The organism is Tatumella sp. JGM118 (assembly GCF_018257515.1).
Lineage (GTDB): Bacteria > Pseudomonadota > Gammaproteobacteria > Enterobacterales > Enterobacteriaceae > Tatumella > Tatumella terrea.
On sequence record NZ_JAERJR010000001.1, the window covers coordinates 528881 to 544089 of the forward strand.

The window sequence follows — 15209 nt, forward strand, 5'->3', positions numbered from 1 at the left end:
GAGTTACGTTATTGTGAAACCTTTTCTAATCGGTCATTGGATCGCCGGGCCATTGGCGTATAATGCCGTGATAACGTGGCAGAGGGTGGGACGATGAAGCGAAGCAGAAATGAAGTAGCCCGGTGGCGGATGGCCCGGCAGAAGAATCGCCGCAAGATACGCTGGCTGGAAGCGCAGTCACGGCGCTATACGCGCATTATTTCTATCCGCCATCAGTTAGCCAAAAAGCAGCGTAGTTCCCTGCTGTTTATCCTCACTCATCCGGCTTCAACGGATAAACATTACTTCTGAGTTTTACCCGGGTGGCAGGGACGTTCTGGCACCCTGACGGCCGGGGATACCGGGTTAACCGGCCATGGGCCGTTGGTCAGATTTGCGGTATTCAGTATCAGTGAATCTGATATCAGTGCCTGCATCTTCCGGGCGTGATGATGACATTCCATACCAACGTCTGACATCGCTATTTCTCCTGCGTGATACGCTGCATCTCTGCGGACCACCGCGTTAAACACTCCCGCGATAACACGCCCCCTAAAGACCCGATAGGGAGGGAAAGGTACAGGTGCAACGATCCTTAAGAAGTGCGCCTGAATACTGTTTGCTGTTTTAGCCACAAGTGCGTATTACGTCTTTGGCGGACCATTCACGGTTACCCTGAAGATTGAATACCGGGCAGCAAGATACCAATACCCGCTATCGACGACGGAATCCATACTCAGATATCGCTTTCAAAGGTTTCCCCTGAGTTCTCCGTTTAAGGGTATTGACCCTTGTGGATGATGTCGACGTTAAGATTGTCACTTAATGAGGGCAGGGAAACCCGGGAGTCTTAAATGAGGGAGAGTGCTGGCGGAAGAACAGAGAGACACGAAAATTCGGTTCAAAAGTGGGCAAAAAATAGGAGTTCACCTGTCGGTATACGCTTTAAATTTTGTCCCACATTGACTTTAATAATTCACTTCAGTGAATCAACTGCTGATTAAAACACCTGCTTAAAGGGTTTTACGGTGACTTTCTGGTAGACATTCGCAGCAACATAAGGGTCATCATTGGCCCAGGATTCCGCTTCTTCCAGTGAAGTAAATTCAGCAATCACCGTTGAACCGGTAAATCCGGCAGCCCCGGGATCATTACTGTCGACCGCCGGCATGGGTCCGGCAATAACCAGTTTCCCCTCATCCCTCAGTAACTGCAGTCGTGCCAGATGCGCAGGTCTGACAGACTGTCTTTTTTCCAGTGAATCGGGGGTATCCTCTGCATAAATGACATATAACACGTTGATAATCTCTCAGGGCAACAGTTTGTAGCCTTAACGTTAAGCTAACTCTGCGGTCAGTGCAAATAAAATGGCAGGGGCAGGATGGTTATTACTTATTGAAACTGATTGCTATTTGCATTTAGAATGGGGGCTTTCAAGAACTGACGCGATGGCTATGAGTACTTTGACCGAAGATTTTCCTAAACGTTTACCGCTGTCTATGCTGGTTTCTGTCGCTCTCCATGGCGCGGTGATTGCAGGACTCTTATTTGCGTCATTTCATCAGGTTATCAATGTGCCACCGCCACAGGCGGTGATCGATGTGTCTATGGTTGCCCCGGAAGTCCAGCCTGAAGCCGCAAAAGCACAGCCTCAGCCCGAACCCCAGCCTGAGACACCGCCGCAGCCTGTGCCGGAACCGCCACAGCCCGCGCCACAGCCACGGCCAGAGCCTCAGGTCGATAAACCTGTGCCGGTAGAAAAACCCAAACCGGTGGTGAAACCTAAGCCGGTGGTCAGAAAACCGCATGAAGTGAAGAAGCCGGTCGTTAAACCTCACCATGAAGTGAAACCGGTGCGTGAGCCGGTGAAAGAGACCAAACCGGCACCGTCTGCGGCACAGAATCAGGATAACGCGTTACAGACCAAAGCACAGACGGCCCCGCAGAAATCGAATTCGAATCAGCACAGTATCTCTGACGGTAAGCCTCAGCCACAGAATATTTCCCTGCCGGCGTATCCGGCTCGCGCACTGGCGTTCCATCTCGAAGGCCGTGTACAGGTACAGTTCGATGTCGATAATGACGGACGGGTCGTGAACGCCCGTATTATTGATTCCCAGCCGAAGATGATGTTTGACCGTGAGGTCAGGATGGCAATGATGCGCTGGCGCTACAAGAGCGGCAATCCGGGCACCGGTCTGAAGATGACCATTCTGTTTAAGCTTGATGGCAGCTCTTCTGTTCAATAACCGGGTCCGCGGAAATCACGGGGTGTCCTCACCGGGAGCCAAAAAAAACGCCTGATGAAGTTATCAGGCGTTTTTCACAGCTTCTGTCAGACAAGGGATAACGCGCTACGGAAACTGCTTATTGGCAATCATTTCATTCAGAGGACGCGATTTACCGCTCTCATCGACCGCGACATAGATAAAGACAGCCTCAGTGGTGCAGTAACTCTTACCGATAGGCTCTGAAGAAACTTTCTTTACCCAGACTTCGACGTTAATGGTGATTGAGCTGTTACCGGTGCGAATACAATGGGCATGACAACTCACCACATCACCGATAGCAACGGGTTTCATAAAGGTCATTCCGTCAACGCGTACGGTGACTACCCGGCCATTAGCGATTTCTTTCGCCAGTATGGCTCCGCCCATATCCATCTGTGACATCAGCCAGCCACCAAAAATATCACCATTAGGATTGGTATCTGAAGGCATGGCCAGGGTACGCAATACCATTTCACCCTGTGGCTGTCTAAGTGTATCGGTCATACTTTTCTCTTTTATCCTGTGGCCTGCAAGGCCCGGTTATTTTTCTTCACGAGGCAGGTGGCGCCAGATATACAACCCGCTAATCAGCGTAAACAGTAATGTCAGTGCTGTCAGGCCGAATACCTTGAAATTCACCCACAGCGATTCAGGCAGCCAGAAAGCCACATAAATATTAATCAGGCCACAGATAAAGAAAAACAGAGCCCAGGCAATATTTAACCGGCGCCAAACCGCAGAAGGTAGCACCAGTTCTTTACCCAGCATGGACTGAATAAGCGGGGTTTCCATCCACCACTGACTGAACAGCAGTGCCGCTGCAAACAGGGTGTAGATAACCGTCACTTTCCATTTTATAAAATCATCGTTATGGAAGATCAGCGTCAGGGACCCGAAGACGGTGACCAGCACAAAGGTGATAATGGTCATTTTTTCCAGTTTGCGGTACAGCAGCCAGCTGACAACCAACGCGACGGCCGTTGCTGCAATCAGCGCGCCGGAGGCAACAAAAATATTATAGAGCTTATAAAAGACAAAAAAGACCACAAGGGGCAGAAAGTCGAGTAATTGTTTCATAGCAGGTCCGGTAATACGGCTTAGCGGGTAAGCCGGAAATGAGAAACAGACATTATCGTAATAGCATATACGCACGATAGAGATAGATAACCAGTGCTGCTGATAATAAATTGCCTAACGTAGTCACAATTAAGGAAGAGAAGGCGACAGGCAAACTGGTCATCGAAGAAAACAGAATAATCAGGATAACTTTTGCCAGTAACCAGCAGATCACCGCCGGCGCCAGTACTTTAAAATTCTTCCAGGCTAAAGGGACACTCTGTTTCATACTGCCGATAAGACCGGCCTGTTTCTGACTCAGTAGCACCGGGGAGAAGGCGAAAAGGATGGTTAAAATGATCCCCGGCACCAGCAGGACCATAAACCCGATCTGGACTATCAGCGTCACCAGAAACGTCTGGATCAGCAATGCCGGAAGAAAGCCCAGCGATCCGCCAATGGCCGCCAGGGCACTGAGGGGTTTACCTGCAGACACCGCTGGCAGCAGGATCAACATTCCTCCCAGTAACAGCGTATTGCCAATCAGCGCCGCGAGTGTGCTGACGGCAGAGCTATGCAGTAATATTTTTTGTTGTTCGGGTGACATCCCCTGCAGCAGACTGATCAGTGACCCGGTGCTGTCACTGTTCTGAGTCAGTGCCGACAATTCATCGGGGCCCGGAGCGAAAACAGTGCCCAGGATCACAGTAACAAAGGCACTGACCAGTGAAATCAGGACGATTGTTTTTGACTGGTGGCGCAAAAAATTTGCGGTATCACGGTATAACGAGCTGGCCGTGAGAGACATGAACACTCCTTTGGAAACAAATGGATTAACCGCCTGATTGTACATGTTTAGCTTCCTTTCTGGCACCCTGACTTACATAACTTTCGGATCTAATCATTACAGGAGAACCCCTGAAATTCTCCCGCACAGTATTGCGGAAAACGTTGCGGGTTTTCCGGTCCCGGACAATTTTTCTTCAAAAAAGGTCATTAAGAACTCCCTTAAAAATTGATCTAAATCAAGGCTTTGTTTTTTCAGGGATTTTTTGTGACGGAAACGAATGATTTTCTCCATGAATCACGATAAACATAGAAACCACAAAGGACAATTCAGACATTGTTCATATTTTCAAAACTAAAAAAGCAAAGCGCGTTCATGAGAGGAGTGGCTATGAAACTGGGAAAAATTGGCTTACTGATTGCTGCACTGTTACCTGCCGTGGCGTCGGCACATCAGGCCGGAGATTTCTTTATCCGGGCAGGCAGTGCAACAGTACGTCCGACCGGTGGATCTGATAATGTGTTAGGCATGGGTGGCTTCGATGTCAGTAATAATACGCAGCTGGGACTGACATTGACCTATATGGCGACCGATCATATTGGTGTGGAGTTACTGGCAGCCACGCCTTTCCGCCATAAAGTCGCTCTGGGACCTACCGGTACGCTGGCCACCGTTCATCAGCTCCCGCCAACGCTGATGGCGCAGTATTACTTCCTGGATAACAGTTCTAAATTCCAGCCTTACGCGGGTGTCGGCGTAAACTACACCGCCTTCTTCAATAACAAATTTAACGATACCGGTCGTGATAGCGGTTTAACGGATTTAAGCCTGAAAAATTCATGGGGTGTTGCAGGGCAGGTCGGTATGGATTATCAGCTGAACCAGCACTGGATGCTGAATGCCTCACTGTGGTATATGAATATCGACACCAAAGTCCGGTTTAAAGCCGCAGGCGAGCAGCAAAGTATCAATACCAATATCAACCCGTGGGTCTTCTTCCTGGGGGCAGGTTACACTTTCTGAGGATCCCGGGCGGGACACAGACGAAAAAAAGGCCGTCAGACGGCCTTTTTTTATAGCAGCGGGGACACGCTACTTTATCTGCATATTATTAACCACGGAGGTTACACCCGGTATTCTGCGTGCGACATCGACTGCACGACTGGCTACCTGAGGTGAGGACACAAAACCGCTCAGCTGTACACGGCCTTTGAACGTCTCAACATTAATCTCAGTTGATTTCAGTTCTTTAGTATCCAGCAGTTTGGCTTTAACTTTAGTTGTTATCACTGTGTCATCAATATAGCCACCGGTACCTTCTTTCGTCGGTGTTGGCGCACAGGCCGCGAGTGATAATGCGACCACGGATGCCATAACAGCACTGGCTAAAACTTTAGCAAACTTCATTTAATGCCTCCCTGTATCATGGTGATGATCTGCCGGAGTTTTTCCGGTATGAGTAAGTTTAACCGCATTCCCGGGAACTACCAATTTTAAACGTAATAAGGCACAAGAGTGCCTTTTACACGTCAGGACACGTTCTGTCGGGTCCCCGCTTTCAGTGAGCTGGCAAACCCGGTGAGTTTCTCCAGCATAACGGAGGACTCGTGCTGGTGGGCCTCAATAATTTTCACCACGGCGGAACCGGCAATGGCGCCGGCGGCGCCAGCCTGAATCACCTCACGCACCTGTTCTGCTTTGGAAATACCGAACCCCTGGATAGGGGGGGCCGCATGGTATTCTTTCAGTTTTACGATCAGATGCTCTAAAGGCACCGATGCACTGTTCTCAGCCCCGGTCACCCCGGCGCGGGAAAGCAGGTAGGTATAGCCGCGCCCGTGAGAAGCGATTTCACGCAATAAATCATCACTGGCGTTTGGCGGGCAGATAAAGATCGGTGCGATGTCATGGCGCATAGCCGCCTGACGGAAGGGCTGTGATTCCTCGACCGGCACATCGGCAACCAGCACAGAATCCACCCCGGCCTCGCGGCAGCGGGCATAAAAGGCATCGATGCCCGGACGGAACACCAGATTGGCATAAATCAGCAAACCGATGGGCAGATCCGGGTATTTGCTGCGGACCTGAGTGATTAATGCAAAGCATTTTTCGGTATTCATGCCGGCACTGAGTGCGCGCAGGTTAGCGGCCTGGATAGTCGGACCGTCCGCCAGCGGGTCAGAAAACGGAAAGCCCAGTTCCAGAGCATCCGCTCCGCCCGCGACCAGGGCATCGATAATTTCCAGAGAAGACTCAAAGGAAGGGTCACCCAGAGTGACAAAGGGGACAAAGGCCCCTTCGCCTTGTGCGGAAAGTCGCTTAAAAAGTTCAGAATAACGGTCCATCAGAATTCTCCACGCTGCTTCAGAATGTCATGCACAGTAAAAATGTCTTTGTCGCCACGTCCGGAAAGATTCACCACCAGTAATTGCTCTTTTTCCGGATTTTCTCTGGCCATTTTCAGGGCATGGGCGAGTGCGTGCGAAGACTCCAGGGCCGGAATAATCCCTTCGTGGCGTGATAATTCCTTAAATGCCTCAATAGCTTCATCATCGGTAACAGACACATACTCCGCGCGACCAATACTGTTCAGCCAGGCGTGTTGCGGACCGACTGATGGAAAGTCCAGTCCGGCAGAAATAGAATAAGACTCCTCTATCTGGCCGTCGTCGGTCTGCATCATCGGGGCTTTCATCCCGAAATAAATTCCGGTTTTCCCGTACTTCAGCGGGGCGCCATGCTGACCGGATTCAATTCCAAGACCGGCGGGTTCGACGCCAATCAGACCGACGGACGTTTCATCAATGAAATCGGCAAACATGCCAATGGCGTTAGAACCGCCGCCGACACAGGCAATGACCGCATCCGGCAGACGTCCTTCCTGCTCCTGGATCTGGACACGGGTTTCTTCACCGATCATCCGCTGAAACTCGCGCACAATGGTCGGGTAAGGGTGCGGGCCGGCGGCGGTACCCAGCATATAGTGAGCCGTCTCGTAGCTGCCTGACCAGTCACGTAATGCTTCATTACAGGCATCTTTCAGCGTGGCTGACCCGCTATGAACCGGGATCACTTCAGCACCCATCAGGCGCATACGGAAAACGTTCGGAGACTGACGTTCCACGTCTTTCGCCCCCATATAAATACGGCATTTCATCCCCAGCAGGGCGCAGGCCAGTGCCGAGGCGACACCATGCTGTCCGGCGCCGGTTTCGGCGATGATTTCGTTTTTACCCATCCGTTTTGCCAGCAGCGCCTGACCGAGGACCTGGTTAGTTTTATGAGCGCCGCCGTGTAGCAGATCTTCGCGTTTCAGGTAAAGGCGGGTACGTGTGCCGCGGGTCAGATTACGACACAGCGTCAGCGCGGTCGGACGACCGGCATAATTCTTCAGTAATCCGGTGAATTCGGCCTGAAATTCCGGGTCACGCTGGGCGCTGACAAAGGCTTCTTCAAGCTGGCTAAGCGCCGGCATCAGGATCTGCGGAACATACATTCCGCCAAATTCGCCAAAATAAGGGTTCAGTAACGTCATAACTCAATTTCCTGTGTCGTCAGAATGACGAGTCTTTATTTAGTAAGCCCGTAATTGCCGGAATACGTCTGCCAGTTTATCCGTATCTTTGATACCGGGGGCACGTTCGACGCCTGAATTCATATCCAGACCGGCACAACCGGTATCCGCGGCCGCGGCACAGTTCTCAGGGGAGATGCCGCCGGCCAGCATAACATTGCGCAGATCCTGGCCTTTCAGTAAGGACCAGTCGAAGCACTGACCGCTGCCACCTTTACCCTGATCAAACAGATAACGGTCCACACAGGGCAGGTCGCGTGCCGGTAAATGATCACTGATGCTGAACGCTTTCCAGATGGCTACGTCATCCGGCAGCTGCTGGCGCAGGCGGGCTATCAGGTCTGCATCTTCGTCACCGTGCAGCTGTACAGCACTCAGCCCCAGACGGCGGGCGATCCCGGCGATCTGTTCCGGGGTATCATCACGGAAAACGCCGACGAATTTCAGTGGTGCAGCACGGGTCAGCTCTGCAGCCCGGGCTTCGGTGACCTGGCGCGGTGAACCGTCCGCAAAAATCAATCCGCCGTAAACGGCGCCCTGAGTATAGGCCGCTTGCACATCTTCAGGCCGTGTCAGGCCACAGACCTTATTATCGCCGGTCAGGACGCGACGTACCGCCATGTCGAGGTCATCTTCCGACATCAGTGACGACCCGATCAGGAAGCCCCCGGCATACTGCCGTAATTCACGAATTTGGGCGTAGTCGTAGATACCGGACTCACTGATAACGATAGCGTCTTCAGGCAGTTGCGGGGCCAGCTGACGGGTTTTATCCAGGTCAATCGACAGGTCGCGCAGGTCGCGGTTATTGATCCCGGCCACCCGGGGCTTCAGTACCCGTGCGCGTTCAAGCTCTTCCTGATTACTGACCTCGGTCAGGATCCCCATATTCAGGGAGTGCGCGACATCGGCCAGCTCACGGTACTGCTGGTCGTCCAGCACCGATAACATCAGTAATATGGCATCCGCCTGATAGTGACGGGCCAGGTAGATCTGATAAGGGTCAATAATAAAGTCTTTGCACAATACCGGCTGGGTAATGGCCTGACTGACGATCGGCAGGAAATCAAAGCTGCCCTGGAAATATTTCTCGTCGGTCAGCACGGACACCGCGGACGCATACTGACGGTAAACGCCGGCGATGGTGGCCGGGTCAAAATCTTCACGGATCAATCCCTTCGACGGCGACGCTTTTTTACATTCCAGAATAAACGCGCTTTTGTCACGCTGCAGAGCCTGATAAAAATTGCGGGAAGAAGGTGTCAGTGTCTCCCTGAATGTTTCCAGCGGCTGTTGTTGCTTACGTTCGGCAACCCAGATGGCCTTATCGGCAACAATTTTTTCTAAAACGGTACCCTTCATGATTATCCTCTTGCAGCCAATGCGGTGACACAGTCATAAGCCCGCCCGCTACGCAGGGTCGCCATGGCATGTTCAGCATTGTGGCGTAAATCTTCATGACCAAACAGTTTCATCAGCATGGCAACATTGATAGCGATGGCATGTTCATGCGCTGTCTGCCCTTTACCCTGCAGCAGTTGACGCAAAATGTCACGGTTTTCTCCGGGCGTTCCGCCGGCCAGAGATTCCTGCGAATGAAAATCCAGACCAAAATCGGCCGGGCTGACCTCATAGCGGGTGATTTCCCCGTCCCGCAGTTCGGCGACCTGAGTCGTACTGTGGACGGCAATCTCATCCATTCCGCCGCCATGGACCACGGCTGCACGATGATATCCCAGCATCCGCAGGGTTTCAGCCACCGGCTGCAGCAGCTGCGGGCTGTATACGCCGATCAGAGCCAGCGGCGGACGGGCCGGGTTGATTAACGGTCCGAGGACATTGAACAATGTGCGCGTCTGCAGTTGTTTACGCACCGGCATCGCGTAGCGGAAGCCACTGTGATACTGCGGGGCAAACAGGAAGCAGAGATTATCTTCATCCAGCGCCTGACGAGCGGTTTCCGGACTCATGTCCAGATCGATACCAAATGCAGCCAGTAAATCAGACGACCCGGATTTGCTGGAGACACTGCGGTTGCCGTGCTTGGCGACTTTCAGGCCACAGGCCGCCGCCACAAACGCACTGGCGGTGGAAATATTAATACTGTTGCTGCCATCGCCGCCGGTTCCCACGATGTCAGCAAAGGGGTAATCAGGGCGCGGGAACGCACGGGCGTTGGCCAGCAGGGCGGTGGCGGCCCCGGCAATCTCCGGGGGCGTTTCCCCGCGGACTTTCATGGCGACCAGGGCGGCCCCCAGAGAGACCGGGTCCATTTCGCCGGTGACGATGGCAGAGAACAGTTGCTCGCTCTCGGCCTGGCTGATGATGTTGCCCTGATACAGTTGTTCCAGAATCTGTTGCATATCCTTGTCCTTAATCGCTGAGCGCCCATACCAGGGTTTGTTCCAGAAGTTTTGCCCCCTGTGTGGTCAGAATAGACTCAGGGTGGAACTGGAAGCCGCAGACCTTGTCCTTATCGTGACGGACTGCCATCACCATGCCGTTAAAGGTGGCATTAACCGTCACCCCTGCCGGGATGTTGCTGCCGACCAGTGAGTGGTAACGGGCCACCGGTAGCGGGTTCGGTAAGCCGCTGAACATATGCTGTCCGTCATGGCTGATGGCGGAAGCTTTACCGTGCAGGATCTCCCCGGCCTGACCCACTTCGCCGCCATAGCTTTCGACGATTGCCTGATGGCCCAGACAGATACCGATAATCGGAACCTTGCCGCGCATTGCTTTCAGCAGGGCGGGCATACTGCCGGCCTCCGCAGGGGCTCCGGGCCCCGGGGATAACATCAGCACCGGGTTTTCCATGCTACGCAGACGTTCTGTCAGCGTGTCGACCGGCAGGTTGTTGCGGTAAACCATCACCCGGTGGCCGAATGTGCGCAGCTGGTCGACCAGGTTATAGGTAAAGGAATCAAAGTTATCCAGCAGTAAAATATCAGCCATCAGAAAATCTCCTTGCAGTGATGGGCTGTCGCGATGGCACGTAACACCGCACGTGCTTTATTACGACTTTCGTCCGCTTCTGCCTGAGGTATGGAGTCGAGCACCACACCGCCGCCGGCCTGAACGGTGGCGATACCGTCTTCAACATAAGCTGAGCGGATCACAATACAGGTATCAAAGTCCCCGGTGCCGGTGAAGTAACCTACGGCCCCGCCATAGGAACCCCGGCGGGTCCCTTCGGACTCAGCAATCAGCTGCATCGCACGGACTTTCGGCGCGCCACTCAGGGTGCCCATGTTCATCACAGCGCGGTAAGCATGCAGCACATCGAGATCTTCACGCAGTTTACCGATGACGCGGGAGACCAGATGCATCACAAACGTATAGCGATCAACTTTCGTCAGGTCGGCCACATGCCGGCTGCCCGGTACGCAGATACGCGCCAGATCATTACGCGCCAGGTCGACCAGCATCAGATGCTCTGCCAGTTCTTTATGGTCGGTGCGCATTTCAAGTTCAATGCGGCTGTCCAGGTCGGCGTCCAGCTCTCCGGCCGCATTCCGTCCGCGCGGACGGGTTCCGGCGATCGGGTAAATCTCAATCTGCCGTGTGGTGGCGGAGTATTTCAGTGAGCTTTCCGGCGAAGCCCCGAACAGCGTAAACTCCCTGTCCTGCATAAAGAACATGTACGGGCTGGGATTACTGTTTTTCAGGGTCTCATACGCGGCCAGCGGTGACGGGCAGGGCAGAGAAAAACGGCGGGACGGCACCACTTGGAAAATTTCGCCGATGCGGATAGCATGCTGAAGTTTAGTGACAACGTCACAATAGACTTCGTCGCTCTGATTACAGCTCAGGGTCATCCGTTCCACTTTTTGTGCCACCGGGGTGACTGCAGGCTGTAACATTTGCTGATGCAACTGGTGGACGCGCTGTTGCAGACGTTCAAATTCGCTGACCGACGGGGTAAACACACTGGCCTGTACCCGTGACGTCCGCGACTGGTGATCAATGACCAGTAAGGTTTCGGCCAGATAAAAACAATAGTCCGGACAGCGTTGTTCATTGGTCAGTTGCGGCAGGGTTTCGAACCCGGCGACCAGGTCATAGGCAAATAAGCCACCCAGCATCACCGCTTCGCGTTGTTTCGGGTCACTGTTTACCAGGGTCGGGATCAGGCGCAGAGCATCCAGGACAGAAACCGATTTCAGGCGCGAGTCTTCGTCCTGCAACGGGTCAATCGGCGGGAATCGCAGTTCGCGGCCATCGGGTCTGACACCGATCTCCACATCTTGCGGTAAGGCGGCATCCAGTAAAGGTAGCAGACTGGCGCCGTTTTCAGACAGGGCCTGTACGGTCACGGTATCACCGAATGCGGTAATGCGTAAGGCGCTGTCAGTGATGAGCAGACTTTGCAGATTATTTTTACTGTCTACATCGGCAGATTCCAGCAACAGAGTTGCCGGACGTGCACCGCAGAGCTGGTTGAATAGTGCTGCCGGGTCATCACGGTACGGGGCATCACCGGTAATCAGTTTTAAATCGGGTTTTGCTGTAGCCATCGTTGTTTCTCTGAATTCTATCCAAAAAAAAGCCCGCGGTTAGCGGGCCCTGAAATCTGCACTGTGTCGACTGCCGGGTGCACGAAAACATCGCCCTGTTATGGGAGAGTCATACGCCACCAGCGGAGAGAAAGCATTGCAGTCATACACATGAGAAGTATCCTTATCTGAACTTGCGTACTAGTTAACTAGTTCATCGGCGGATTGTCAATACATCTTTTGCAGTTATTGCTAAAATGCCCGTTCAGTGCCCGGACAACAGATCACATGGAGTAAATTTGACAGACAGAACGGCGTTTAATTTGTATGACCTGCATAGCCATACCACGGCTTCCGATGGCCTGTTAACGCCGGAGGCCCTGGTTCTGCGTGCCCATGAGCGGGGGGTTAATCTTCTGGCGATCACGGACCACGATACCACGGAGGGGATTGCGCCGGCGAAAGAGGCCATAGCCCGTCACGGTTTACCTCTGCAACTGATCACCGGGGTTGAAATCTCGACCCGCTGGCAGAACCATGAGATTCATATCGTTGGCCTGGGGATGGATATTGACCATCCGGCCATCTGCGGGTTGCTGGACAGCCAGCGACAAAAACGCCAGCAGCGGGCAGAGGAGATTGCCGCACGGCTGGAGAAGGCCGGCATTCCCGGGGCGCTGGAGGGCGCACGCAGGCTTGCCGGTGACGGTGAGATCACCCGTGGGCATTTTGCCCGCTATCTGGTGGAGTGCAATAAAGCCGATACCATTGCCAAAGTGTTTAAAAGTTATCTGGCGCGCGGTAAAACCGGATACGTCCCTGCACAATGGTGTACAATTGAACAGGCCATTGAAGCCATTCAGCTTTCCGGCGGCAGGGCGGTGGTTGCCCACCCCGGACGTTATCAGTTATCCACTAAGTGGCTGAAACGGTTGCTGCAATTTTTTGCCGAGGCTGGCGGTGATGCGATGGAGGTGGCGCAATGTCAGCAGCCGCCGAACGAACGCCAGCAACTCGCCCTGTATGCACAGGAATACGGACTCGCCGCCTCCCAGGGCTCGGATTTTCATCAGCCCTGTGCGTGGATAGAGCTGGGCAGAAACCTCTGGTTACCTGCCGGTATTGAAGCCCTCTGGCTGCGTTTTCCGCACATTCAAAATAACGTACCGGCCCAGGCCGGTACCGGGAGTGAAGTATGAGTCAGTTTTTTTATATCCATCCGGAAAACCCGCAACCCCGGCTGATAAGCCAGGCGGTTGACTATCTGAACAAGGGCGGTGTGATCGTCTATCCGACCGATTCCGGTTATGCCCTGGGCTGCCGGCTGGAAGATAAATCGGCGATGGAGCGCATCTGCCGGCTACGTCAGCTGGACGGCAATCACCATTTCACCCTGATGTGCCGTGACCTGTCTGAGTTATCGGTCTATGCGCAGGTTGATAACAGTGCCTTCCGGTTGATCAAAAATAACACCCCCGGGTGTTACACCTTTTTACTGAAAGCCACCAAAGAAGTGCCGCGCCGCCTGATGAACGAAAAGCGCAAGACCATCGGCCTGAGGGTAACGGCACATCCGGTGGCGCAGGCTCTGCTTGAAGCCCTGAACGAACCGATGATGTCGACCACACTGATGTTACCTGGTAATGAGTTTGCAGAGTCCGACCCGGAAGATATCCAGGACAGCATCGGTAAACAGGTGGACCTCATCCTGAACGGAGGCACTATCGGTCAGCAACCGACTACCGTGGTTGACCTGACGGGCCCGGCACCGGAAGTGGTGCGTGTCGGCAGTGGTGATCCGGCCCCGTTCAGTTAAGTGACGGGCGGGGAGATCCGCGCCCGTGCCACAGGTACGGCCCGATAAATAACGTTACATTGGGGCCGTCATCCTGTATAATGGCAGTGATTTTTTACGTAAGTATTTGATTTTTATATTAAATATACCCTAACCCTGAGGCCTGGGAAGGCGACAGTGAGGCTGCTCAATGAGCGAAAAGTTACAAAAAGTTTTAGCACGTGCCGGGCATGGTTCCCGGCGTGAAATCGAATCTGTGATCTCTGCAGGTCGCGTCAGCGTAGACGGCAAAGTCGCCACTCTGGGTGACCGCGTTGATACAACGGCAGCGCTTAAAATTCGTATTGACGGTCACCTGGTGCGGGTGGCTGAAAGCGCGGCTCAGGTCTGCCGCGTTCTGGCGTACTACAAACCTGAAGGTGAACTCTGTACCCGTAATGATCCGGAAGGCCGTCCGACGGTATTTGATCGTCTGCCACGTCTGAACGGGGCCCGCTGGATTGCGGTCGGTCGTCTGGATGTAAACACCTGCGGTCTGCTGCTGTTTACTACCGACGGTGAACTGGCTAACCGGCTGATGCATCCCAGCCGCGAAGTGGAACGTGAATACGCGGTACGTGTCTTCGGTCAGATCGATGATGATAAAATTCGTCAGTTAAGTCTGGGCGTACAACTGGAAGATGGTCCTGCGGCTTTCAAAACCCTGAAGTTCGGGGGCGGAGAAGGGCTTAACCAGTGGTATAATGTGACCCTGACCGAAGGGCGTAACCGTGAAGTCCGTCGGTTGTGGGAAGCGGTGGGCGTGCAGGTCAGCCGTCTGATCCGTGTCCGTTACGGCGATATTCCTCTGCCGAAAGGATTACCCCGCGGTGGTTACACTGAGATGGATCTGACCTCTGTTAACTATCTTCGCCAGCTGGTGGGGATGCCGGATGAGACAGAAACCAAGCTGGCCGTGGAGAAGGATCGTCGCCGTACCAAAGCGAACCAGATCCGTCGTGCAGTGAAACGGCATACCCAGGTCAGCAGCAATGGCAGTGGTCGTCGTTCGGCCCAGGGGCGTCCCGGTGCGGGTCGTCCGGGGTCAGCTAAGCCGGTCTCTAAGCGTAATAAAGGACAGGGCTGACACACTCAGTTCTGCCAGACAAAGACCCCGCAGCAGCGGGGTTTTTTTATTGTCACCCCTAAACCACCTCCTAGGGAGGTGGTGATTGATCCTGTAAGGCTATAGCCTGAAGAATGCCCATGCCGG

General features: G+C 53.5%; 15 protein-coding genes and 1 pseudogene. 6 read left to right on the forward strand and 10 right to left on the reverse strand.

Features of this window, described 5'->3' with window-relative positions; translation table 11 throughout:
- The first annotated feature begins 93 nt into the window (after positions 1-93).
- The gene (locus JK223_RS02425; protein WP_212712607.1) at positions 94-291 is read left to right on the forward strand and encodes a YciY family protein; all 198 of its coding nucleotides are present in this window, start codon (positions 94-96) and stop codon (positions 289-291) included.
- Between the two features lie 688 nt (positions 292-979).
- On the opposite strand, the gene JK223_RS02430 is transcribed toward JK223_RS02425, so the two are convergent.
- Positions 980-1276 carry a YciI family protein gene (locus tag JK223_RS02430; RefSeq protein ID WP_212712608.1) on the reverse strand — a complete coding sequence of 99 codons (297 nt, stop codon included), beginning with the start codon at positions 1274-1276 and terminating at the stop codon, positions 980-982.
- A 151-nt stretch (positions 1277-1427) separates the two neighbouring features.
- Between JK223_RS02430 and JK223_RS02435 the strand changes: the two genes are divergently transcribed.
- Positions 1428-2228 (forward strand): TonB family protein, encoded by an 801-nt coding sequence (locus JK223_RS02435; protein ID WP_371813023.1) that lies wholly within the window; start codon positions 1428-1430, stop codon positions 2226-2228.
- Between the two features lie 105 nt (positions 2229-2333).
- Here JK223_RS02435 and yciA read toward each other — a convergent pair whose 3' ends face one another.
- The 3 genes from yciA to JK223_RS02450 are packed head-to-tail and all read right to left on the reverse strand — an operon-like array spanning position 2334 to position 4113.
- The gene (yciA, locus tag JK223_RS02440) at positions 2334-2753 is read right to left on the reverse strand and encodes an acyl-CoA thioester hydrolase YciA (protein WP_212712609.1); all 420 of its coding nucleotides are present in this window, start codon (positions 2751-2753) and stop codon (positions 2334-2336) included.
- 36 nt (positions 2754-2789) lie between these two features.
- Positions 2790-3326, reverse strand: a complete 537-nt coding sequence (locus JK223_RS02445) for a septation protein A (RefSeq protein WP_212712610.1) — start codon at positions 3324-3326, stop codon at positions 2790-2792.
- A 52-nt stretch (positions 3327-3378) separates the two neighbouring features.
- Entirely contained in the window at positions 3379-4113 is a 735-nt protein-coding gene (locus JK223_RS02450; RefSeq protein WP_212712611.1) for a YciC family protein, read from the reverse strand.
- A 369-nt stretch (positions 4114-4482) separates the two neighbouring features.
- Between JK223_RS02450 and ompW the strand changes: the two genes are divergently transcribed.
- Positions 4483-5115 (forward strand): outer membrane protein OmpW, encoded by a 633-nt coding sequence (ompW, locus tag JK223_RS02455; RefSeq protein WP_212712612.1) that lies wholly within the window; start codon positions 4483-4485, stop codon positions 5113-5115.
- A 69-nt stretch (positions 5116-5184) separates the two neighbouring features.
- On the opposite strand, the gene JK223_RS02460 is transcribed toward ompW, so the two are convergent.
- From JK223_RS02460 to JK223_RS02490, 6 genes and pseudogenes are all read right to left on the reverse strand, one after another.
- On the reverse strand, positions 5185-5499 hold the full coding sequence (locus JK223_RS02460) for a BON domain-containing protein (protein ID WP_212712613.1): 315 nt from the start codon (positions 5497-5499) through the stop codon (positions 5185-5187).
- 122 nt (positions 5500-5621) lie between these two features.
- Positions 5622-6437: a tryptophan synthase subunit alpha gene (trpA, locus tag JK223_RS02465; protein ID WP_212712614.1), complete on the reverse strand. Its 816-nt coding sequence runs from the start codon at positions 6435-6437 to the stop codon at positions 5622-5624.
- Positions 6437-7627 carry a tryptophan synthase subunit beta gene (gene trpB / locus JK223_RS02470; protein ID WP_212712615.1) on the reverse strand — a complete coding sequence of 397 codons (1191 nt, stop codon included), beginning with the start codon at positions 7625-7627 and terminating at the stop codon, positions 6437-6439. Before trpB ends, trpA begins: the two co-directional genes overlap by 1 nt.
- Before the next feature lie 39 nt (positions 7628-7666).
- Entirely contained in the window at positions 7667-9028 is a 1362-nt protein-coding gene (trpCF, locus tag JK223_RS02475; protein WP_212712616.1) for a bifunctional indole-3-glycerol-phosphate synthase TrpC/phosphoribosylanthranilate isomerase TrpF, read from the reverse strand.
- Positions 9029-9030: 2 nt separating this feature from the next.
- A pseudogene (gene trpD / locus JK223_RS16845) lies at positions 9031-10621 on the reverse strand (bifunctional anthranilate synthase glutamate amidotransferase component TrpG/anthranilate phosphoribosyltransferase TrpD).
- Positions 10621-12183 carry an anthranilate synthase component 1 gene (locus JK223_RS02490; protein ID WP_212712619.1) on the reverse strand — a complete coding sequence of 521 codons (1563 nt, stop codon included), beginning with the start codon at positions 12181-12183 and terminating at the stop codon, positions 10621-10623. The pseudogene trpD and the gene JK223_RS02490 overlap by 1 nt, the downstream one beginning before the upstream one ends.
- Positions 12184-12419: 236 nt before the next feature.
- Between JK223_RS02490 and JK223_RS02495 the strand changes: the two genes are divergently transcribed.
- The 3 genes from JK223_RS02495 to rluB all read left to right on the forward strand — a co-directional run bounded on the left by JK223_RS02495 (position 12420) and on the right by rluB (position 15083).
- Positions 12420-13361, forward strand: a complete 942-nt coding sequence (locus JK223_RS02495) for a PHP domain-containing protein (RefSeq protein ID WP_212712620.1) — start codon at positions 12420-12422, stop codon at positions 13359-13361.
- Entirely contained in the window at positions 13358-13978 is a 621-nt protein-coding gene (locus JK223_RS02500; protein ID WP_212712621.1) for an L-threonylcarbamoyladenylate synthase, read from the forward strand. Before JK223_RS02495 ends, JK223_RS02500 begins: the two co-directional genes overlap by 4 nt.
- A gap of 169 nt (positions 13979-14147) precedes the next feature.
- Positions 14148-15083, forward strand: a complete 936-nt coding sequence (gene rluB / locus JK223_RS02505) for a 23S rRNA pseudouridine(2605) synthase RluB (protein ID WP_212712622.1) — start codon at positions 14148-14150, stop codon at positions 15081-15083.
- Positions 15084-15209: the final 126 nt, after the last annotated feature.